This window comes from Brevundimonas nasdae (assembly GCF_016654005.1).
GTDB lineage: Bacteria > Pseudomonadota > Alphaproteobacteria > Caulobacterales > Caulobacteraceae > Brevundimonas > Brevundimonas nasdae.
Genome location: NZ_JAEPWN010000007.1, coordinates 123714 through 137332, shown reverse-complemented (window position 1 = coordinate 137332; position 13619 = coordinate 123714). Strand labels below are relative to the sequence as shown.

Genomic DNA, 13619 nt, shown 5'->3' with positions numbered 1-13619 from the left:
TGCTACCAGCGCTTGGTCATCTGGAGGGCGACGACCCGGCCGAGCATGTCCGCCTGGCCCGGATCAAAGCCATAGCCGGTCGATGAGTTGTAAAAGGGCGGGTCCGCGTCGAACAGGTTCTGGACGCTGAGCGCGATGTCGATCTCCCGGAGCGGTCCGACGTCGGGCGCCCAGCGCAGTTGCGCATCGGCCGTATTCCAGGCGTCGATGCTTTGCCCCGTCGCATCGGTCGCCCCGGCCACATGGCTCCAGTGCAGCGATGCGCCCCATGCGCCTGACGTCCAGCTCGCCCCTGCCCGCGCGCGCAGTTCGGCGGGATAACCCACCTGCCCCAGACGATCCGTCGGTCGCGCCGCGGCCGTGAGCTGGGTCTCATAATCGAGCAGCTGACTGGCGGACGCGTCGAGATCAAACCTTTGGCCGCCGATCGTCAGGGGATAGGAGGCGGTCAAATCGACGCCGCGCACCGTGACGGCAGCGGCGTTGACCCATCGGGCGTCAAGGATGAGCCCATAGGAGGTCGCCGGAAAGGCGGTCAGCGCATAGCCCGGATTGGCCCGAAACCCTTCGACCAGGGCGAGATCCGCCGCGTCGTTCGACGGATCGACCCGGGTCACGAACGGCGCCAGTGCAGGGTCCGTCAGGGCGTTGGCGAGACTGGCGGCGAGAGGCTGCGAAATCCGGTCCGTGAACCGGGTGTCGAAATAGCTCACGGCGAGGCGTGCGCCGCTCTGCGGCCGATAGTCGAAGCCGGCCGTCAGGGTCTCCGCCTCTTCGGGTTCCAGATCGACATTGCCGCCATAGCGATAGATGGCGAGCACGCGGGCGCCCGTGCTGTCCGTCACGAAGGTCGGCGCGCCCCTCTCCGGGTCGAACATTTCCGGCAAGGCCGGGGCGCGGAAGGAGGTCCCATAGCTCGCTCTCAGCGTGAGCGGCTGCGTCGGCGACCAGACGATTCCGAGTTTGGGATTGGAGGTCGAACCCTGATCCTCATACGCCTCGATCCGCCCCGCAAAGGACAGTTCAAGCCGATGCAGGCCAGGCCGTTCGCCTTGGGTCACGAGCGGCACGCGCGCTTCGCCGAAGAGCGCCGACACGTCGCGCGACCGCGCGGGGGTCACGAGCCTGGTCGGCGTCACCGACGACAGGAAGGTTTCGCTTCGGGTGGCGAACCGCTCCTTGCGATACTGGGCGCCGATCGCCACGCGGATGTCTCCGGCCGGCAATCGCCACAGCGGCCCTTCGAACAGGGCGTTGACCGTCTGCGACTGGCTCCGGTCCAGGGCGCCGGAATAGCCCTGACCGACGAAGGCCAGAACCGCCGGATTGTTGGCGGCGCCTGCGCCGAAGGGATTGAAATAGCCGTCCCGCGCCGCGCTGAAAGCCGTGTCGGGATTATCCGCCACATTGCCGAGCGCTTCGGACAGGAAGCCGGCGTGAGCCTGGTTGCGGTTCCAGCTTTCGCCCCGCTCTTCCGCATGGGCGACATAGGTCGACAAGGACCAGTCCCGGCCGAGATCCAGATCGGCGCCGAGCGTCAAGCCGAGACTTTCCGACGCCCCTTCCTGGCGCGTCCCGCCGAGGTCGCCGGAAAACGAATAGGCGATCTGATGCGAGGTCGATCCGTCGGGCGAGACAAAGTGCGGGTTGGCGACGCCGACGTCCAAAAGCGTCACATAGGGAAAGCTGGTGAACCCGTAGTCGCGATGGCTGAAGCGGACATCACCAGACAGATCGACGCGGTCGCCGAGGGACTGCCGAAACCGGCCATACAGACTGACCCGCTCGATCTCCGGCAGGAGATCGACGCCCAGCCCGTTGGCCTCGAGGTTCGACGATCCCGTCGCGAAATCGGCCGGCGTCTCCGCAGCGCCGCTGGCCCCTGGCCGTATGGCGTAGCGAGACACATAGCCGCCGCGCGCCGGGTCATAGGCCACGATATTGCCGGGCGCGCTGAACAGCGTGCGCCAGTCTGACCCGCCGAACGGCCGCAGGTCGCCCGTGGCGGTATAGTCCCGGTCCAGGCTGCTGAGACCGTTGACGGTCTGATACTCGACGGAGAGGAGGGCGGCGCCGGAAGACCAGGCCTTCCCGGCCGTGTGGGCGATCTGCAGATCCTCAGCGCCGCCGCTTGCCGACGAAGCCCGGATGCGGGTCTCCTGCCCGTCAAACTGGCGCTTCATGATGATGTTGACGACGCCCGCCACAGCATCCGAGCCATAGAGGGCCGAGGCCCCATCCAGCAGGATGTCTACACGTTCAACTGCCGCCGACGGCAGGGCCGAAACGTCGGCGAACTCCGCCCTAAACCCGGTCCCCGCCAGACGCCGTCCATTGATCAGGACCAGGGTCGCGTCCGGCCCCAACCCGCGAAGATTGACACCTGTAGAGACGACCGAGTTCGAGCCGGAGCGATCGGCCAGGGTCAGTTTGGCCGAAGGCGACCCGCTCCCGGCGTAGTTCTGCGGCAAGGCGGTCAGCAAATCCGCCACCGTGCCGCGACCGCTAGCGTCCAGCGCGTCCCGATCGATTTGCACGACGGGCGACGCCAGTTCGCCCGACTGGCGCAACAGGCTGCCGGTGACAATGATGTCGTCGACCGCCGCTGGCGGGAAAAGAACTTCGGCGCTCGGCGTCGGCCCGGCGCGTCTCAGCACGATGACGCCCGGGCGAGTCTGGCGCCACGACAGACTGGAGCCCGCCAAGAGCCCATCGAGCGCGTCCGTCACCTTGAGCCGTCCAGAAACGCCCGACGTCTCGCGGCCGGCCACCATTTCGGTGGCGAACAGCAGTTGGTGTTCAGACTGGACGGCGAAAAGCGCCAGTGCGCCTTCCAATGGCCCTGCCGGAATGTCGAAAACGCGTTCGTCCTGCGCGATTGCGGGCGCCGCGAAAGCGACGCAGGCGGCGATGGCGACGGCGCCGAGCCGATGACGGCTGTAATGGATCATGATGTCCTCCCCGACGACGCATTGGTGCGTCGGACCAAGGACGGGTCAGACCCGGCGACACCCTGGTGGGGGTCAGGGATTTTTTGTCCGATGCGGGACGAGTTTGACCGCACCTCCCGGCTGGGGCTGGGCTTCAAGACTGAAAAGGTCCGACGCCGCAGAGACAAAGGCCGTGCGATCGCCGGCTCGGAAGGTGCCGCTGATCACCGTGTCAGCGACGTCCGGTGCGTCGAGCTCGATCTTGTGGGTCAGATAGCGGTTGACCTCGGACACGGCTTTCTGAAGCGGCGTGCCCGAAAACACCAATCGGCCATCTGCCCAGCTCGTCGCCGTCGTCGCATCAATCGGCTGCGCCTTGGCGCCTTGGCGCGTGGTGTGGGCGCTCTGGTTCGGCGTCAGGATCTGATCTGGACCACCGGCCGCCTGCACTCGCACCTTGCCCTCGACCAGCACCACCTCGACACCCTGGCTGCTGCGACGAACATCAAACACCGTGCCGAGCGCAGTAACAGTGGCTCCTCCGGCGGAGACCGTGAACGGACGCCGGGCGTCATGCGCGACCTTGAAAAGCGCCTGACCTTCTAAAAGCTCGACCTTGCGCCCCGCCCCATTCAGTCGGACGCGGATACGGCTGTCGGTGTCGAGACGGACAAAGGATCCGTCCGCCAGCTGGATGGATTTTTGCTCGCCGACATCGGTCTCGAAAGCCGTTTGGGCATAGTAGACTTGATAGACGCCGACGCCCACGCCGGCGAAGACCAAGGCCAGGACGGCGGGACCCAGCCATCCGCCCCCGAACGATCGCCGGGGTTTGGGGCGTCCGGCGTCCTGCAGCATGGCGTGGATCTCAGGATCGCCCTTCAGTTGGCCTATCCGATCCCAGTTCGCCTCCTGCCGTTTGTAGGCGGCGGCGTTCTCCGGGATTTCTCGCCAAGTGAAGAACGCCTGCAGCGCCTCCGTCGATACGGACTTGGAACCCAGTCGCGCGAACCAGTCCGCCGCCTCGCGGTCGGCTGCCGTCGCTGGTTTCTGACTCGCGCTCATCGCGGGTCCTCTCCGATCAGCGGCGCAGATGGTCGTCGCAGTGCTTTAAGGCGCGCGCCATGCGCCACTCGACGGTTTTAACCGCAATCCCTAGTCGCGCAGCGATCTGGGCATGAGTCAAACCCCCAAATCGCGAGAGGAGAAACACCTCTCGGTCCTTTTCAGGGATGGAGCGGACGATCTGCTTAAGGAGGAGGGTTTCGTGGGGGCTGTCGAAAGCAGCGTCCGAACCCGCCGACGCATCGTTAAGGTGCTTTTGGCGGACAGCCTCACGGGCGAGGCCGTCCAAGGCAAGGTTGGAGGCAATGCGCAGCAGAAGGGATTTCGGAGACCGTATGCCGCGGGCTTGATAGGGCCGTATCCGCAGATACGCTTCTTGGACCAGATCATCGGCGGCGTGTGCGCCAAAGCGCGCACCAAGCCGAGCCCGGAGCCACGCGGCATAGCGCCGATAAAGCTCATCGACAGACGATGATGGTGCTGGTTCAGCCTTCTCAGCCACGGGCCCGCCTGCGATTGCATGCTGGGCACAACCTACCGGAAGGGACGATTGGTTACTATAGTGACTGGATGGAATGTCGGCGTTCTTGGCGATTGTCGCCATGGATTTGCGCGAGATCCTCGGTCGCAACGTGCGGCGCGCCCGGCAGGATCGTGGCCTAACCATCGAGGCATTGGCGGACGCTGTCTGCCGCTCGCCCAGTTATGTCGGCCAGATTGAGCGAGCAGCGCGAAACCCAAGCCTAAAAGTGATCGAAGCGCTCTCGGTATGCCTAGGAGTGGAGGCGCACCATCTTTTAGACCCCGATGCGTCAAAGAAACCTACGAGTGTTCGCTCCGAATATCCGCCTCGGTAAAACACAATGATTGAGACAGTTACTATAGTGACTGGTCCGAGACGCGCGCTTGCTTGCGCTAGACCCTATGGGGTTAGCTTCCGATTTCGGACGGAACGTACGCGCTGCGCGGCATGCGCGCGGCATGACGCTTGAAGTGTTGGCCCTCGAGGTTGGGCTAGCCTACAGCTACGTCGGCGAACTCGAACGTGGTCGGCGTAATCCCACCCTTAAAATTGTCGAGCGAATTGCTGATGTGTTGGGGATCTCCCCGCTCGAGCTTTTGGCCAAAGACACAACAGCTAGTTGATCTAGTCATGTACCGCCGTCGCTGGTCCGCCCCGTGATCTTGACCATCACCTCCGGCCCTCGTCGGACGATTCGGCCGAGCCGCGCGCGGGGGGTATGTCGGGGAGAGACCGTGCGATCTGCCTGGCGGATCGGTCAGGCGAGACCGCCACTTTGCTTTCTTCTTCTCCCCGCGTTCGGTGTCGGTGAATTCGAAGAACCACCGGCCGAGATCAAACAGCGGGCGCTTTTGCCAGAAGATCGATCGTCTGATCGGAAGTTGAAGACTGGCCTTATTTCGGGGCGGGCTGTTTGGACAAGGTCCCGGACGCTCCATGACGAAGTCTATGAGCGCGAAGTGTCCGCCAGGCGTCATGCACGACAGCCATGTCCTCAACCGAAAAGCCATGCTGCTCGATCAGCCGCTGATCGCCGTCCAGCGCGAGCCGCTCCGGATCCGACCATCGCTCCGCGGCGGCGAAGTCCTTGAAGGCCGCAGGAGTCGGCTCGCTGTAGTAGAGAGGCAAGGCCCGAAACTCCTTCGGAGTCAGCTCGAGAACACCGCCGCCATAGAAGCGGCCCAGGACTTCGCAGAACAGCAGGGTCAAAGAGTTGTAGAAAGAGTAGCAGAGCGCCTCGACGGTTCTGCCTTCGCCCATGTGGATGACATAGGCGGTATCGGTCACATAGGCGTCGGCCTCGTTCACACACAGGCGCGGATAGGCGAAGGACCGTTTGAAGAAGAGGCCGCGGGATTTCGGCGTCATGGGAATGTGAAACCAGGTCTGGCGATTTCGCGCCTTGTACGACCCGTCCACGCCTGAAGCCTCGCCCTCCTCCACATACCGAACCGCCGCTGGGGTCAGGTCTTGGCGCGAAAACCCGTTGAAATCGATCACCTGGCTTGGCAGGGTCTGGCTCAATCGTGCGAAATCCTCGGCCGTGAAGATCGGCCCCGACGGAAGATAGGCGCTGCGTTTGAGGATCGGTTTCGCCCAGGCCGCAAGCTCTCGCCGTTCCACCGCTTCCCGCGTCAGGATGAAGTAGTCGTTCGCCGCGGTGACGATGCCGGTGTGGCTTCGACAGACATCGGCGACCGTCGGGGCTGTGGACTGGATTCGTCGCAGCAGGGCGGCGGCCTGATCGGTCAGAAGAAACGCCTTGAGATTGATGGCGATCGGAGACCCGGGAGCGTAATCGATCCGCGTGCCGTGCCCCAGGGTCTTCACCTCCAGATTGGCGACATCGTGCACGAAGACGCCGAGGTCCTGCGCCCGGCGGCGGGCGATGATCACGACCGCATCCTGATCGATCTGTTTAAACGCCTTCTCCTTGGGAACCAGAATGTCGATCCGTTCGAATCTGGGAAACACCTCGCGCTGAAGCGCCAGCCCATAGTCGACGTTCATGAGTTCATAGGGGACGACGAAGGCCAGGGCGCCGTCCTGCGACAGCACGCTTTCCGCAGCTATAACGAATGCGGCCCAGGCATTCTTCAGGTTCGGTCGAGGATAGGCTTGGCGCTTGCTAAGCGCATCTAGGGTCTCTGAGAAGCCGACGTCGAAATTCTTGCGCCGAATGTAGGGGGGGTTTCCGACAATAAGGTCGAAGCGCGACCCGGGCCGATCCAGCACATACTGAATGAAATCGCCGCAATGGGTCGCCAACCCCGGACGGCCAGCGGCGAGCGTGTTGAGCCGCTGAGGATCGATATCGATGGCCAAGGTCCGCTCGGGCCGAGCGCCATGGTCGGTCAAGGCCGTCAGAAAAGCGCCGTCGCCAACGCTCGGTTCGAGCACGTCCCCGCTCATGACGACGCCCAGGTGATCGAGAAGCGCGACAAGCGCGGCAGCGATCGGTGCCGGCGTGTAGACGACGCCGTTCAGCCGATCACTGCGCGGGCGCTCCAAAGACCTCTCGGCTGTAGTCATCAATCTGTTCGGAGATCTCTGCAATCGCTTCGAGGAGCGGGACGTAACGGGCGTCGTCGGCCTTAAGGCGATGACGGAGGGACTGCGCCCGCTCCCGAAGGGCATGGAGGGTCTGGATGGCCCAGATCAACCGATGCCGGTCCAGATAGAGTCGCAGGTGGGTGATCATATAGCCGCCGACTGCGGACTTGGCGACAAATCGCCCTTCAGCATCCCGCTCCAGATGGTCGTCAAAATCTGGAAGACACGGGTCAATGAACCCCGCCTGTCCGTCATGTGACTGATCCGGATCGTCGCCGATCCATTTGTCGGACTTGCCGCGATTGCAGTAAGGGCAGCTGTAGACGAGGTTCGTGTAAAGGAACTCGCGCGCCGGAAATCGCTTTTTCGGGGCGAAATGATCGACGTGATAACCAGGCAGGCCGCCGTAGAACCGGTCGCCGTCCCCGCAGTAGCCGCAGGCATGCAGGAAATCCTGCCGGAGCTGCGGCTTGTAATCCTGGTAGCGCGCCCGGTCAGGCACGTCCGGCGTGCGGATCGGGACGTGTCTAGGCACCGCGCGCCTCCTCGTCGTCAGGATACAGCGCTTCCAGGTCGGCGACCAGCCGCTGTGCCTTGCTGACGATGGCCGTCAAGGGCGCTAGGGCCTGTTCCTTCACTGCCGCCGGCACCCGTGTGGTTCCGCCGAGCATCGCCTCGAGCTCATCGTCGATATCGAGCAGTTTCTGGGCCTCGGACGGGCTCAGGGGACCGTTGGACCCGGCCTCGATCAGGGCGAGCAGGCTGGATTCTAGGAAAGCGATATAGGCTTGATGCGCCTCGATCTTGGTCTTGACGCGAAGGAAGAACGGCAAGGACTGGGGCGCCGCATCGGGATCCGGAGCCTGAAAAGACTCGATCTTCGAGTAGATCGAATTCACATCGACCTGAAGCGGCGCGGACCCGGCCGCGTCGGCAGCGAATCCCGTCGTCACGAAACACGGGAAGGCCTTTCGCTGCGCCTGGTAGGCCTGGACGAGCTCCGTCCCCGAATAGGCCACACCGGCCTTATGTTCTGACAGGACGTAGTCGGTGATCAACGCTTCGGGACGATGCGCCTCGATCTCGGAGATTGTGTCGGCCATGTCCGGCGAGGGGTCGAGGACGACGATGTCATGGGCCTCGAAATGCCCGGAAATAAAGACGGCGCGCACCATCTCGTTTCGCGCCGCTTCCTGCTCGTCGATATAGACCAGTCTAGCCATCCGTCCGCCCCGGCGCTGTCGGCAAGGTTATGTCGATGCGGAAGCCCCAACCGTCGCCCGGACGGAAGGCGCGGGCCTGGCCGCCATATTCGCCGACGATCGAGTCCAGGATCCACATCCCTATCCCGGTGCCGCCGGGACTTCCGTTCAAGCCGGTCTTCGTCGTTTCGCCGAAGTTGAAGATGCGGCGCTCTGCCGGGATCGTCGGGTCCAGGCCCGGTCCTGAGTCGGTGTAGCGGATGTCGATGGCTCCGTTTTCGCCACCTGAGACGACCACCCGGATAGATCGATGACCTGGATGCCGCCGGCTCACAAAGGCTTCCACTGAGTTCAGGATGAGGTTGTTGAAGATGCTGTCGAGGTCGATCTCGAAGCCCGAGAGAGAGGGATCGAAATCGGATTCGAACTCGACCTCGAACGCAACCTCACGGGACGCCAGGAATGGCCGCCACGTCGCCTCGATCTGGCGCAGGTGGTCACGCATGTTGATCGGCTTGCGCGTTCTTTTGTCCGCCCGCACGGAGGTCAGGGCGAAGTCGAACCATTGACGCACCTTCTGGTCGCTGGCGTCCCATTCGTTGAGCGTGTTGATCGGGTTGACCGCATCAGGAAGGCCGTCAAGCGCGCCCTGCGGGATCAGTCGGGTCAGGATGGCCTCAAGCGTCTTGGCGCGACCGCCCAGGCTGGTCTGCAACTGACCGATCTCGTGGGAGAAGGAGACCAGCACCGTGCCCAGGGTCGCCAGCGAACGGAGCATCCCCTGCTCGGTCTTGAGCTCGCGGATCTCGTCACGCTGGACCTTGTAGGCGACGGCCAGGGTGACCGCGTCCTCGGCCGTCGCCGTCCGCGGATTCTCATCGATCTTGCGCGCGATGACCGCGCCGGCCGACTTGGCCTCTTCACCCGGGTTGCGACGCTTGTCGAGTTCCAGAAGGTTGGAGAGGATGTGGCTCCGATCGTCCTCAAACTCCTTCACGAGGCGCACGATGAGCTGACGGAACAGACGGAAGCTCTCGTTCTCGATTACGCCTTCGCGGTTGGATTGATCGGAGAGGCCCGGATTGCGCGCCCGGGAAATCCTAACCGTGCCGGCCAGGCTCTGCGGGCTCACGCGCCAGCCCTTGCGAGACGCGGGCGCCGGGTTCAGCGCGACGCGCTGCCCAAGACTGAGCCAGTCATAGGCGCGACCGTTCGGCTCGCCATAGGGTCGAACGAGGAAGTCGTCGCGATAGATCTTGATGCCGCCCTGTTCGTCCAACCACTTTTTGCGCGGGCCGGGCTGGAAGCTCCGGTATGGATATTTCCGCTGGTCCTCGGCCGCAAGCTTGGCGCGCTTGTAGAACAGAAGCGTAAACTCGAACGGTCCGATAGCCTTGAGAGCGGCGATCTGCCGGTCTCCTTCGGACGGGAACCAGTCTGTAAACCGTCGTTCGTAATGGATCTCTCCGGCCCGGAATGCCTCCAGCTGGTATCGCGCCTCCGCCATGTCCGGCAGGTCAAACAGTTCGCTGGGCAGTTCGAACACGCTGAGTTCGTTGCGCGCTATGCGGATGTCGATGACGCCGTCGGACCGGACCTCGGCGACGAGTTTGTAGTCAAAATCATCGAGGGTCTCGGAGCGTACCTCCCCGTAGAAGTCCGGCAGTTGCTCGTCCAGGACCGTGATGGACAGCGGCTTCTGTTCCTCGGGCGGGACCAGCGAGGCTAGGGAATTGAAGAGCCTTGCGACGTCCTTGGCGGCCCAAGTGTCCCGAAGGGCGCTGATGCAGATGGCGGTGCCGGTATTCCAACTGCGCCCCGACGTTCGGGCCGCCTCGATGGCCGGCCAGCTCGGCAAGGTCTGGACGAGGGCTTGGACGGGTTGGTCCACGCTCGACAGAGTGGCCTGGACGTCGTCCAGCACCTTTCCGGCGCCGTCGAAGGCATTCCAGTCCACCTGCCAGTCGAGGGACGTCACGTCGCCCGCGGGATCCAGCGCCGAGGAATGGATGCGGCAGAACGTGCCAAGTCGGTCGAGTGCGAACCGCCCGATCCCCTTTGCGCCCGTGCGCACCCGACCGTCGCCGGAGAAGATATTCTCCTCCTTGAAGTTGGTGCCGATGACCATCCAGTGCTTCTCGATGGTGTCAGCCGTCATGCCGTCGCCGTTGTCGATGATCCAGAGGTCCCGGCTCTGGGCGACACGGGCGTCGGCTGCGGCCCGTTCGCCCTCGTCGATCGCCGAGCGCAGACGGTAGCCGCCCTCGACCGGTTCGTAGAAGGTCGCGGGATCGACAAGGTGAAGCGACAGCCAGACGTAATCGTCGGGATTGGCGATCTCCGGCAGGGCCGGGAACCGGTTGCGGAACAGAATGACGCAATGGTCCGCGTCGGCGTCGTAGGTGTTTTTCACCAGCTCGACGATCGCGCCTTCGGCGTTCGCCACATTCTCACGCCCGATAAGACGCGCAGCCTTGGCCGACACTTTGAAGGCGAGATTCTTTTTGCTCATGCCACGTCCATCGCCCTGCTCGCCTTTGATCGACCCGCCGGTGGCAGTTTCTCCTCGACGCCTACAGGTGCGCTCGGGGAGAGGCCATGGTCAAGGTCGTCTCGTCCTCCCGCAGGTTGAATCCGCCCCTCCATCGCCGTGGTCATCCGCCATGCGGACTGAACGTCTGCGACATCCAGGCGCTGATCTCGGCATGATGCAGCAGTAACCAGCCGTTGTCGTCGGCTGCTCGCGCCAAAGCCGGCGTAACGGTCTGATTTGTGACGATGACTTCGTTCGGCCGATCGAATGCCGCCCGCTCGAAGACGATACGCTCCAGATCGGGCACGGTGTTGGCCCACCATAGCCGTAACGCGTCGCCATCGCGCACCAAACCGATAGCCTGGTCCTCATCGCGCAGCGGCTCCCAACCATAGCCCGCCATCAGATCGAGGCAGAACTGCCGGTACCAGCCGGGATCACCCGCCGACAGCTGGACATCAACTGCCCAGCCGATGGCCTCGCGGGATCGGCCCGCGCCGATCCGGGACAGATATCTGACGCGGTACTCGCGGCCTCCGAAACGCACGGGCTCCTCGGGCTCGGTCTCGTCCACCCCGTAGGGCAGCAGCACCACGATCTCGCGCGCCGAGTCGAGCCTGAACTCCTCGCTGGCCATCTCATGAAGCAACCGCCGGGCCGTGCGCTCCCGGCCCTCGTCCCGGCACACCCGGACCGTACCGGCCAACGCGAAAACGCCAACTTCACGAACGCCGTGCCCGGCCCATTCGAGCTTCGGCAGACGGCCGTGACGGTTGAGCAGCGAGATCGCCAGAGCCTTGACAATTCGGCCTGCGAAACTGCTGGCCGCGAGATTATTAGGCGCGTGGCGCAGGTTGCGATCGCGGTGGTTGTTGATGACCCAGATGACACCGAACGTCGGAGCCAGGCGCTTGAGAGCTGCGACCTGGACCTTCTGGCGCTTTTGGGGCCCATGGCCGACCGGCCGGATCTGGATGAGGTGCTGGACGGCGCGGTGGGGGGCCGCCCGGGCGGCGTCAACCACGACCTCGATCTGTTCGGGATCGCTTTGGGCCACGGCGATAAAGAGCGGGCGATCCGGCGCCGCCCCCCCATTCCAGTCCGTTGTTCTCCCCAATGCCAGGAGGCCGTCTGCGGAGGCCTTGGCGTTCCACCGCATGGGGGAGCGTCGGAACTTGGGATCCTTGAATACAGACCGCGCGACGCCCCCTGTTCCAACGATGACAAAGTCGGCGTCACCTGCCCCTCGGCGCCCCTCCATGGCGAGTTTGAGGACCCGGATCTCCCGCAGGCCGAAGATCTTCATCAGGACGCGGGTCTCTTCCAGGTCGGGCAAGGCGGGCCAGGGTGCCTGCATGTGGAGCTCCAGCACATCCTCGCGCGAAAGGACGACCAGGTCCTCGACCGGCCAGCCTTCGCCGGTCTCCTGGGCGGCGGCCCGCACGTCCCGGCGGACGGCGGGCGCGAAGACCTGGGTATCGCGCCAGACCTTGCCCGCGCGATCCGACGCCAGGCTCAGGCGTCCGAACGCAGCCTTGATGACGCTCGGATGCCGGCTTCCCATCTCGAAGAACAGTGCGAGGTCGGCGGCGGCCAGGGGTTGGTCGGACAGACCGCCGGCGTCCAGCAAACGCGACACCCGATGCTCAATCTCCCGGAAAGTCCCCAGGTGGATGTCCCCGCGTTCGTCCCTGAAGGCGCAGAGCGCCGGATCGCGGACCTGAACCTCGACCGGTTCTTCCGCCGTGATCCAAAGCCTGCCCGAGGTCGAGATCAGGTCGAAGTCCACAACGCGGTCGTCGGCATCGATGCGCTGGACAAGTAGGCTGTTGGCACCGGCGGACGACTTGAACACCGGAAACAGAAGGGTCGGGTCGTCGTGCGCGCCGACGGTCAGAAACCCCGCAAGCCAGGCCATCAACCGCCTGCGCCAAGGATGAGGTCGCGCCGGGCGTAAAAAGCGGCGCAGATGTCGGTGATCGACCCCATGCATTCCGAGGGCCTTGTGCGCCCCATGGTATTGTAGGGCAGAAGATCGACGCCAGCGTCGCGCAGGCTTCGACCTGTCTGGGTCTCGACAAAGGACAGCGGCAGCACGACGGCGTCGAGCATACCCTGAAGCGAAATCGGCTCAGAAGTCTGGATTTCCACGCCGGATCCGCGGCTGTCGATCGCATTGCCGCCCTTGGCGCCGGCCAGGGCGGCGTAGGACCGGGCCTCCAGATGATCGGCCGGAATGTCCTTGTCGAGAGGGTCCCTGGAAAACAGATAGGCTTCGTTGGTCCCGAAGAACCGTCCCACCATGCGGGCGGGTGTCGACGTCTCCGCCTCGAGCGCGAAGTCGCCGAGCTTCATGCGGCGGTGCATGAAGGCGCCGTAAAGGCCACCCTGGAAAGCTCCGGAGTCGAACGGGAACACGCGTCGGATCTCTGTGATCGCCTCGTGCTTGAAGATCAGGCAGACGGGGAAATAGTGTTCGAGCGCCGTCGCCTCCTCGTTGACATCGGGTCTAAAGGCAGGACGCGCGTAGAAGAAATAGGTCAGCGCCTCGCCTGTGAAAACCGTACAGGGTTGGGGCTCCAACACGCCCGTCTCGACGATGTCGACGAACTGGAACGCGTCGGTGTTATGAACGAAGGGCAGCAGCGGGGCCACCGGCTGGGCCTCGCGCACGAGGCGGCCAAGACGTCCATTTCCGGCGTCTAGAGCATGCGTCATCTGTGGCTCCGCGAAAGCGCCGTTCAAGACGACGATCCAACGACACTTTGCATCACAATACGAATAGACCGAAACTATTCAGAGGCCCACCGATG

The 13619-nt window shown here is 64.0% G+C and carries 11 protein-coding genes and 1 pseudogene; 2 read left to right on the top strand and 10 right to left on the bottom strand.

Annotated features, from left to right (window positions below; all coding sequences use genetic code 11):
- Positions 1-2: 2 nt before the first annotated feature.
- From JKF87_RS12010 to JKF87_RS12000, 4 genes and pseudogenes are all read right to left on the bottom strand, one after another.
- Entirely contained in the window at positions 3-2951 is a 2949-nt protein-coding gene (locus JKF87_RS12010) for a TonB-dependent receptor (RefSeq protein WP_201100134.1), read from the bottom strand.
- A gap of 72 nt (positions 2952-3023) precedes the next feature.
- Positions 3024-3788: a FecR family protein gene (locus tag JKF87_RS12005; RefSeq protein ID WP_236261353.1), complete on the bottom strand. Its 765-nt coding sequence runs from the start codon at positions 3786-3788 to the stop codon at positions 3024-3026.
- 63 nt (positions 3789-3851) lie between these two features.
- A pseudogene (locus tag JKF87_RS18340) lies at positions 3852-3995 on the bottom strand (DUF4880 domain-containing protein); the annotation flags it as partial.
- 16 nt (positions 3996-4011) lie between these two features.
- Positions 4012-4497, bottom strand: coding sequence for an RNA polymerase sigma factor (locus tag JKF87_RS12000; RefSeq protein WP_201100132.1), 486 nt, complete (start codon positions 4495-4497; stop codon positions 4012-4014).
- A gap of 73 nt (positions 4498-4570) precedes the next feature.
- Between JKF87_RS12000 and JKF87_RS11995 the strand changes: the two genes are divergently transcribed.
- Both JKF87_RS11995 and JKF87_RS11990 read left to right on the top strand, forming a co-directional pair.
- Positions 4571-4852 carry a helix-turn-helix domain-containing protein gene (locus JKF87_RS11995; RefSeq protein WP_317134893.1) on the top strand — a complete coding sequence of 94 codons (282 nt, stop codon included), beginning with the start codon at positions 4571-4573 and terminating at the stop codon, positions 4850-4852.
- Between the two features lie 67 nt (positions 4853-4919).
- Positions 4920-5141, top strand: a complete 222-nt coding sequence (locus JKF87_RS11990) for a helix-turn-helix domain-containing protein (RefSeq protein WP_201100131.1) — start codon at positions 4920-4922, stop codon at positions 5139-5141.
- A gap of 271 nt (positions 5142-5412) precedes the next feature.
- On the opposite strand, the gene JKF87_RS11985 is transcribed toward JKF87_RS11990, so the two are convergent.
- The 6 genes from JKF87_RS11985 to JKF87_RS11960 all read right to left on the bottom strand — a co-directional run bounded on the left by JKF87_RS11985 (position 5413) and on the right by JKF87_RS11960 (position 13551).
- Entirely contained in the window at positions 5413-7050 is a 1638-nt protein-coding gene (locus tag JKF87_RS11985) for an Eco57I restriction-modification methylase domain-containing protein (RefSeq protein ID WP_201100130.1), read from the bottom strand.
- Entirely contained in the window at positions 7010-7573 is a 564-nt protein-coding gene (locus JKF87_RS11980; protein WP_201100129.1) for an HNH endonuclease, read from the bottom strand. The genes JKF87_RS11985 and JKF87_RS11980 overlap by 41 nt, the downstream gene beginning before the upstream one ends.
- A 25-nt stretch (positions 7574-7598) precedes the next feature.
- Positions 7599-8294: a hypothetical protein gene (locus JKF87_RS11975; RefSeq protein WP_201100128.1), complete on the bottom strand. Its 696-nt coding sequence runs from the start codon at positions 8292-8294 to the stop codon at positions 7599-7601.
- Positions 8287-10719 carry a sensor histidine kinase gene (locus JKF87_RS11970; RefSeq protein ID WP_201100127.1) on the bottom strand — a complete coding sequence of 811 codons (2433 nt, stop codon included), beginning with the start codon at positions 10717-10719 and terminating at the stop codon, positions 8287-8289. Before JKF87_RS11970 ends, JKF87_RS11975 begins: the two co-directional genes overlap by 8 nt.
- A gap of 208 nt (positions 10720-10927) precedes the next feature.
- On the bottom strand, positions 10928-12724 hold the full coding sequence (locus JKF87_RS11965) for a hypothetical protein (RefSeq protein WP_201100126.1): 1797 nt from the start codon (positions 12722-12724) through the stop codon (positions 10928-10930).
- Complete coding sequence (locus tag JKF87_RS11960) at positions 12724-13551, bottom strand: hypothetical protein (protein ID WP_201100125.1); 828 nt, start codon at positions 13549-13551, stop codon at positions 12724-12726. The genes JKF87_RS11965 and JKF87_RS11960 overlap by 1 nt, the downstream gene beginning before the upstream one ends.
- Positions 13552-13619: the final 68 nt, after the last annotated feature.

What these genes read in the sequence shown, in the direction of transcription:
- JKF87_RS11990 (WP_201100131.1), top strand. Translation starts at nt 4,920, where the DNA reads ATGGGGTTAGCTTCCGATTTCGGACGGAACGTACGCGCTGCGCGGCAT.
- JKF87_RS11985 (WP_201100130.1), bottom strand. Translation starts at nt 7,050, where the DNA reads ATGACTACAGCCGAGAGGTCTTTGGAGCGCCCGCGCAGTGATCGGCTG.
- JKF87_RS12005 (WP_236261353.1), bottom strand. Translation starts at nt 3,788, where the DNA reads ATGCTGCAGGACGCCGGACGCCCCAAACCCCGGCGATCGTTCGGGGGC.
- JKF87_RS11975 (WP_201100128.1), bottom strand. Translation starts at nt 8,294, where the DNA reads ATGGCTAGACTGGTCTATATCGACGAGCAGGAAGCGGCGCGAAACGAG.
- JKF87_RS12010 (WP_201100134.1), bottom strand. Translation starts at nt 2,951, where the DNA reads ATGATCCATTACAGCCGTCATCGGCTCGGCGCCGTCGCCATCGCCGCC.
- JKF87_RS11965 (WP_201100126.1), bottom strand. Translation starts at nt 12,724, where the DNA reads ATGGCCTGGCTTGCGGGGTTTCTGACCGTCGGCGCGCACGACGACCCG.
- JKF87_RS11995 (WP_317134893.1), top strand. Translation starts at nt 4,571, where the DNA reads ATGTCGGCGTTCTTGGCGATTGTCGCCATGGATTTGCGCGAGATCCTC.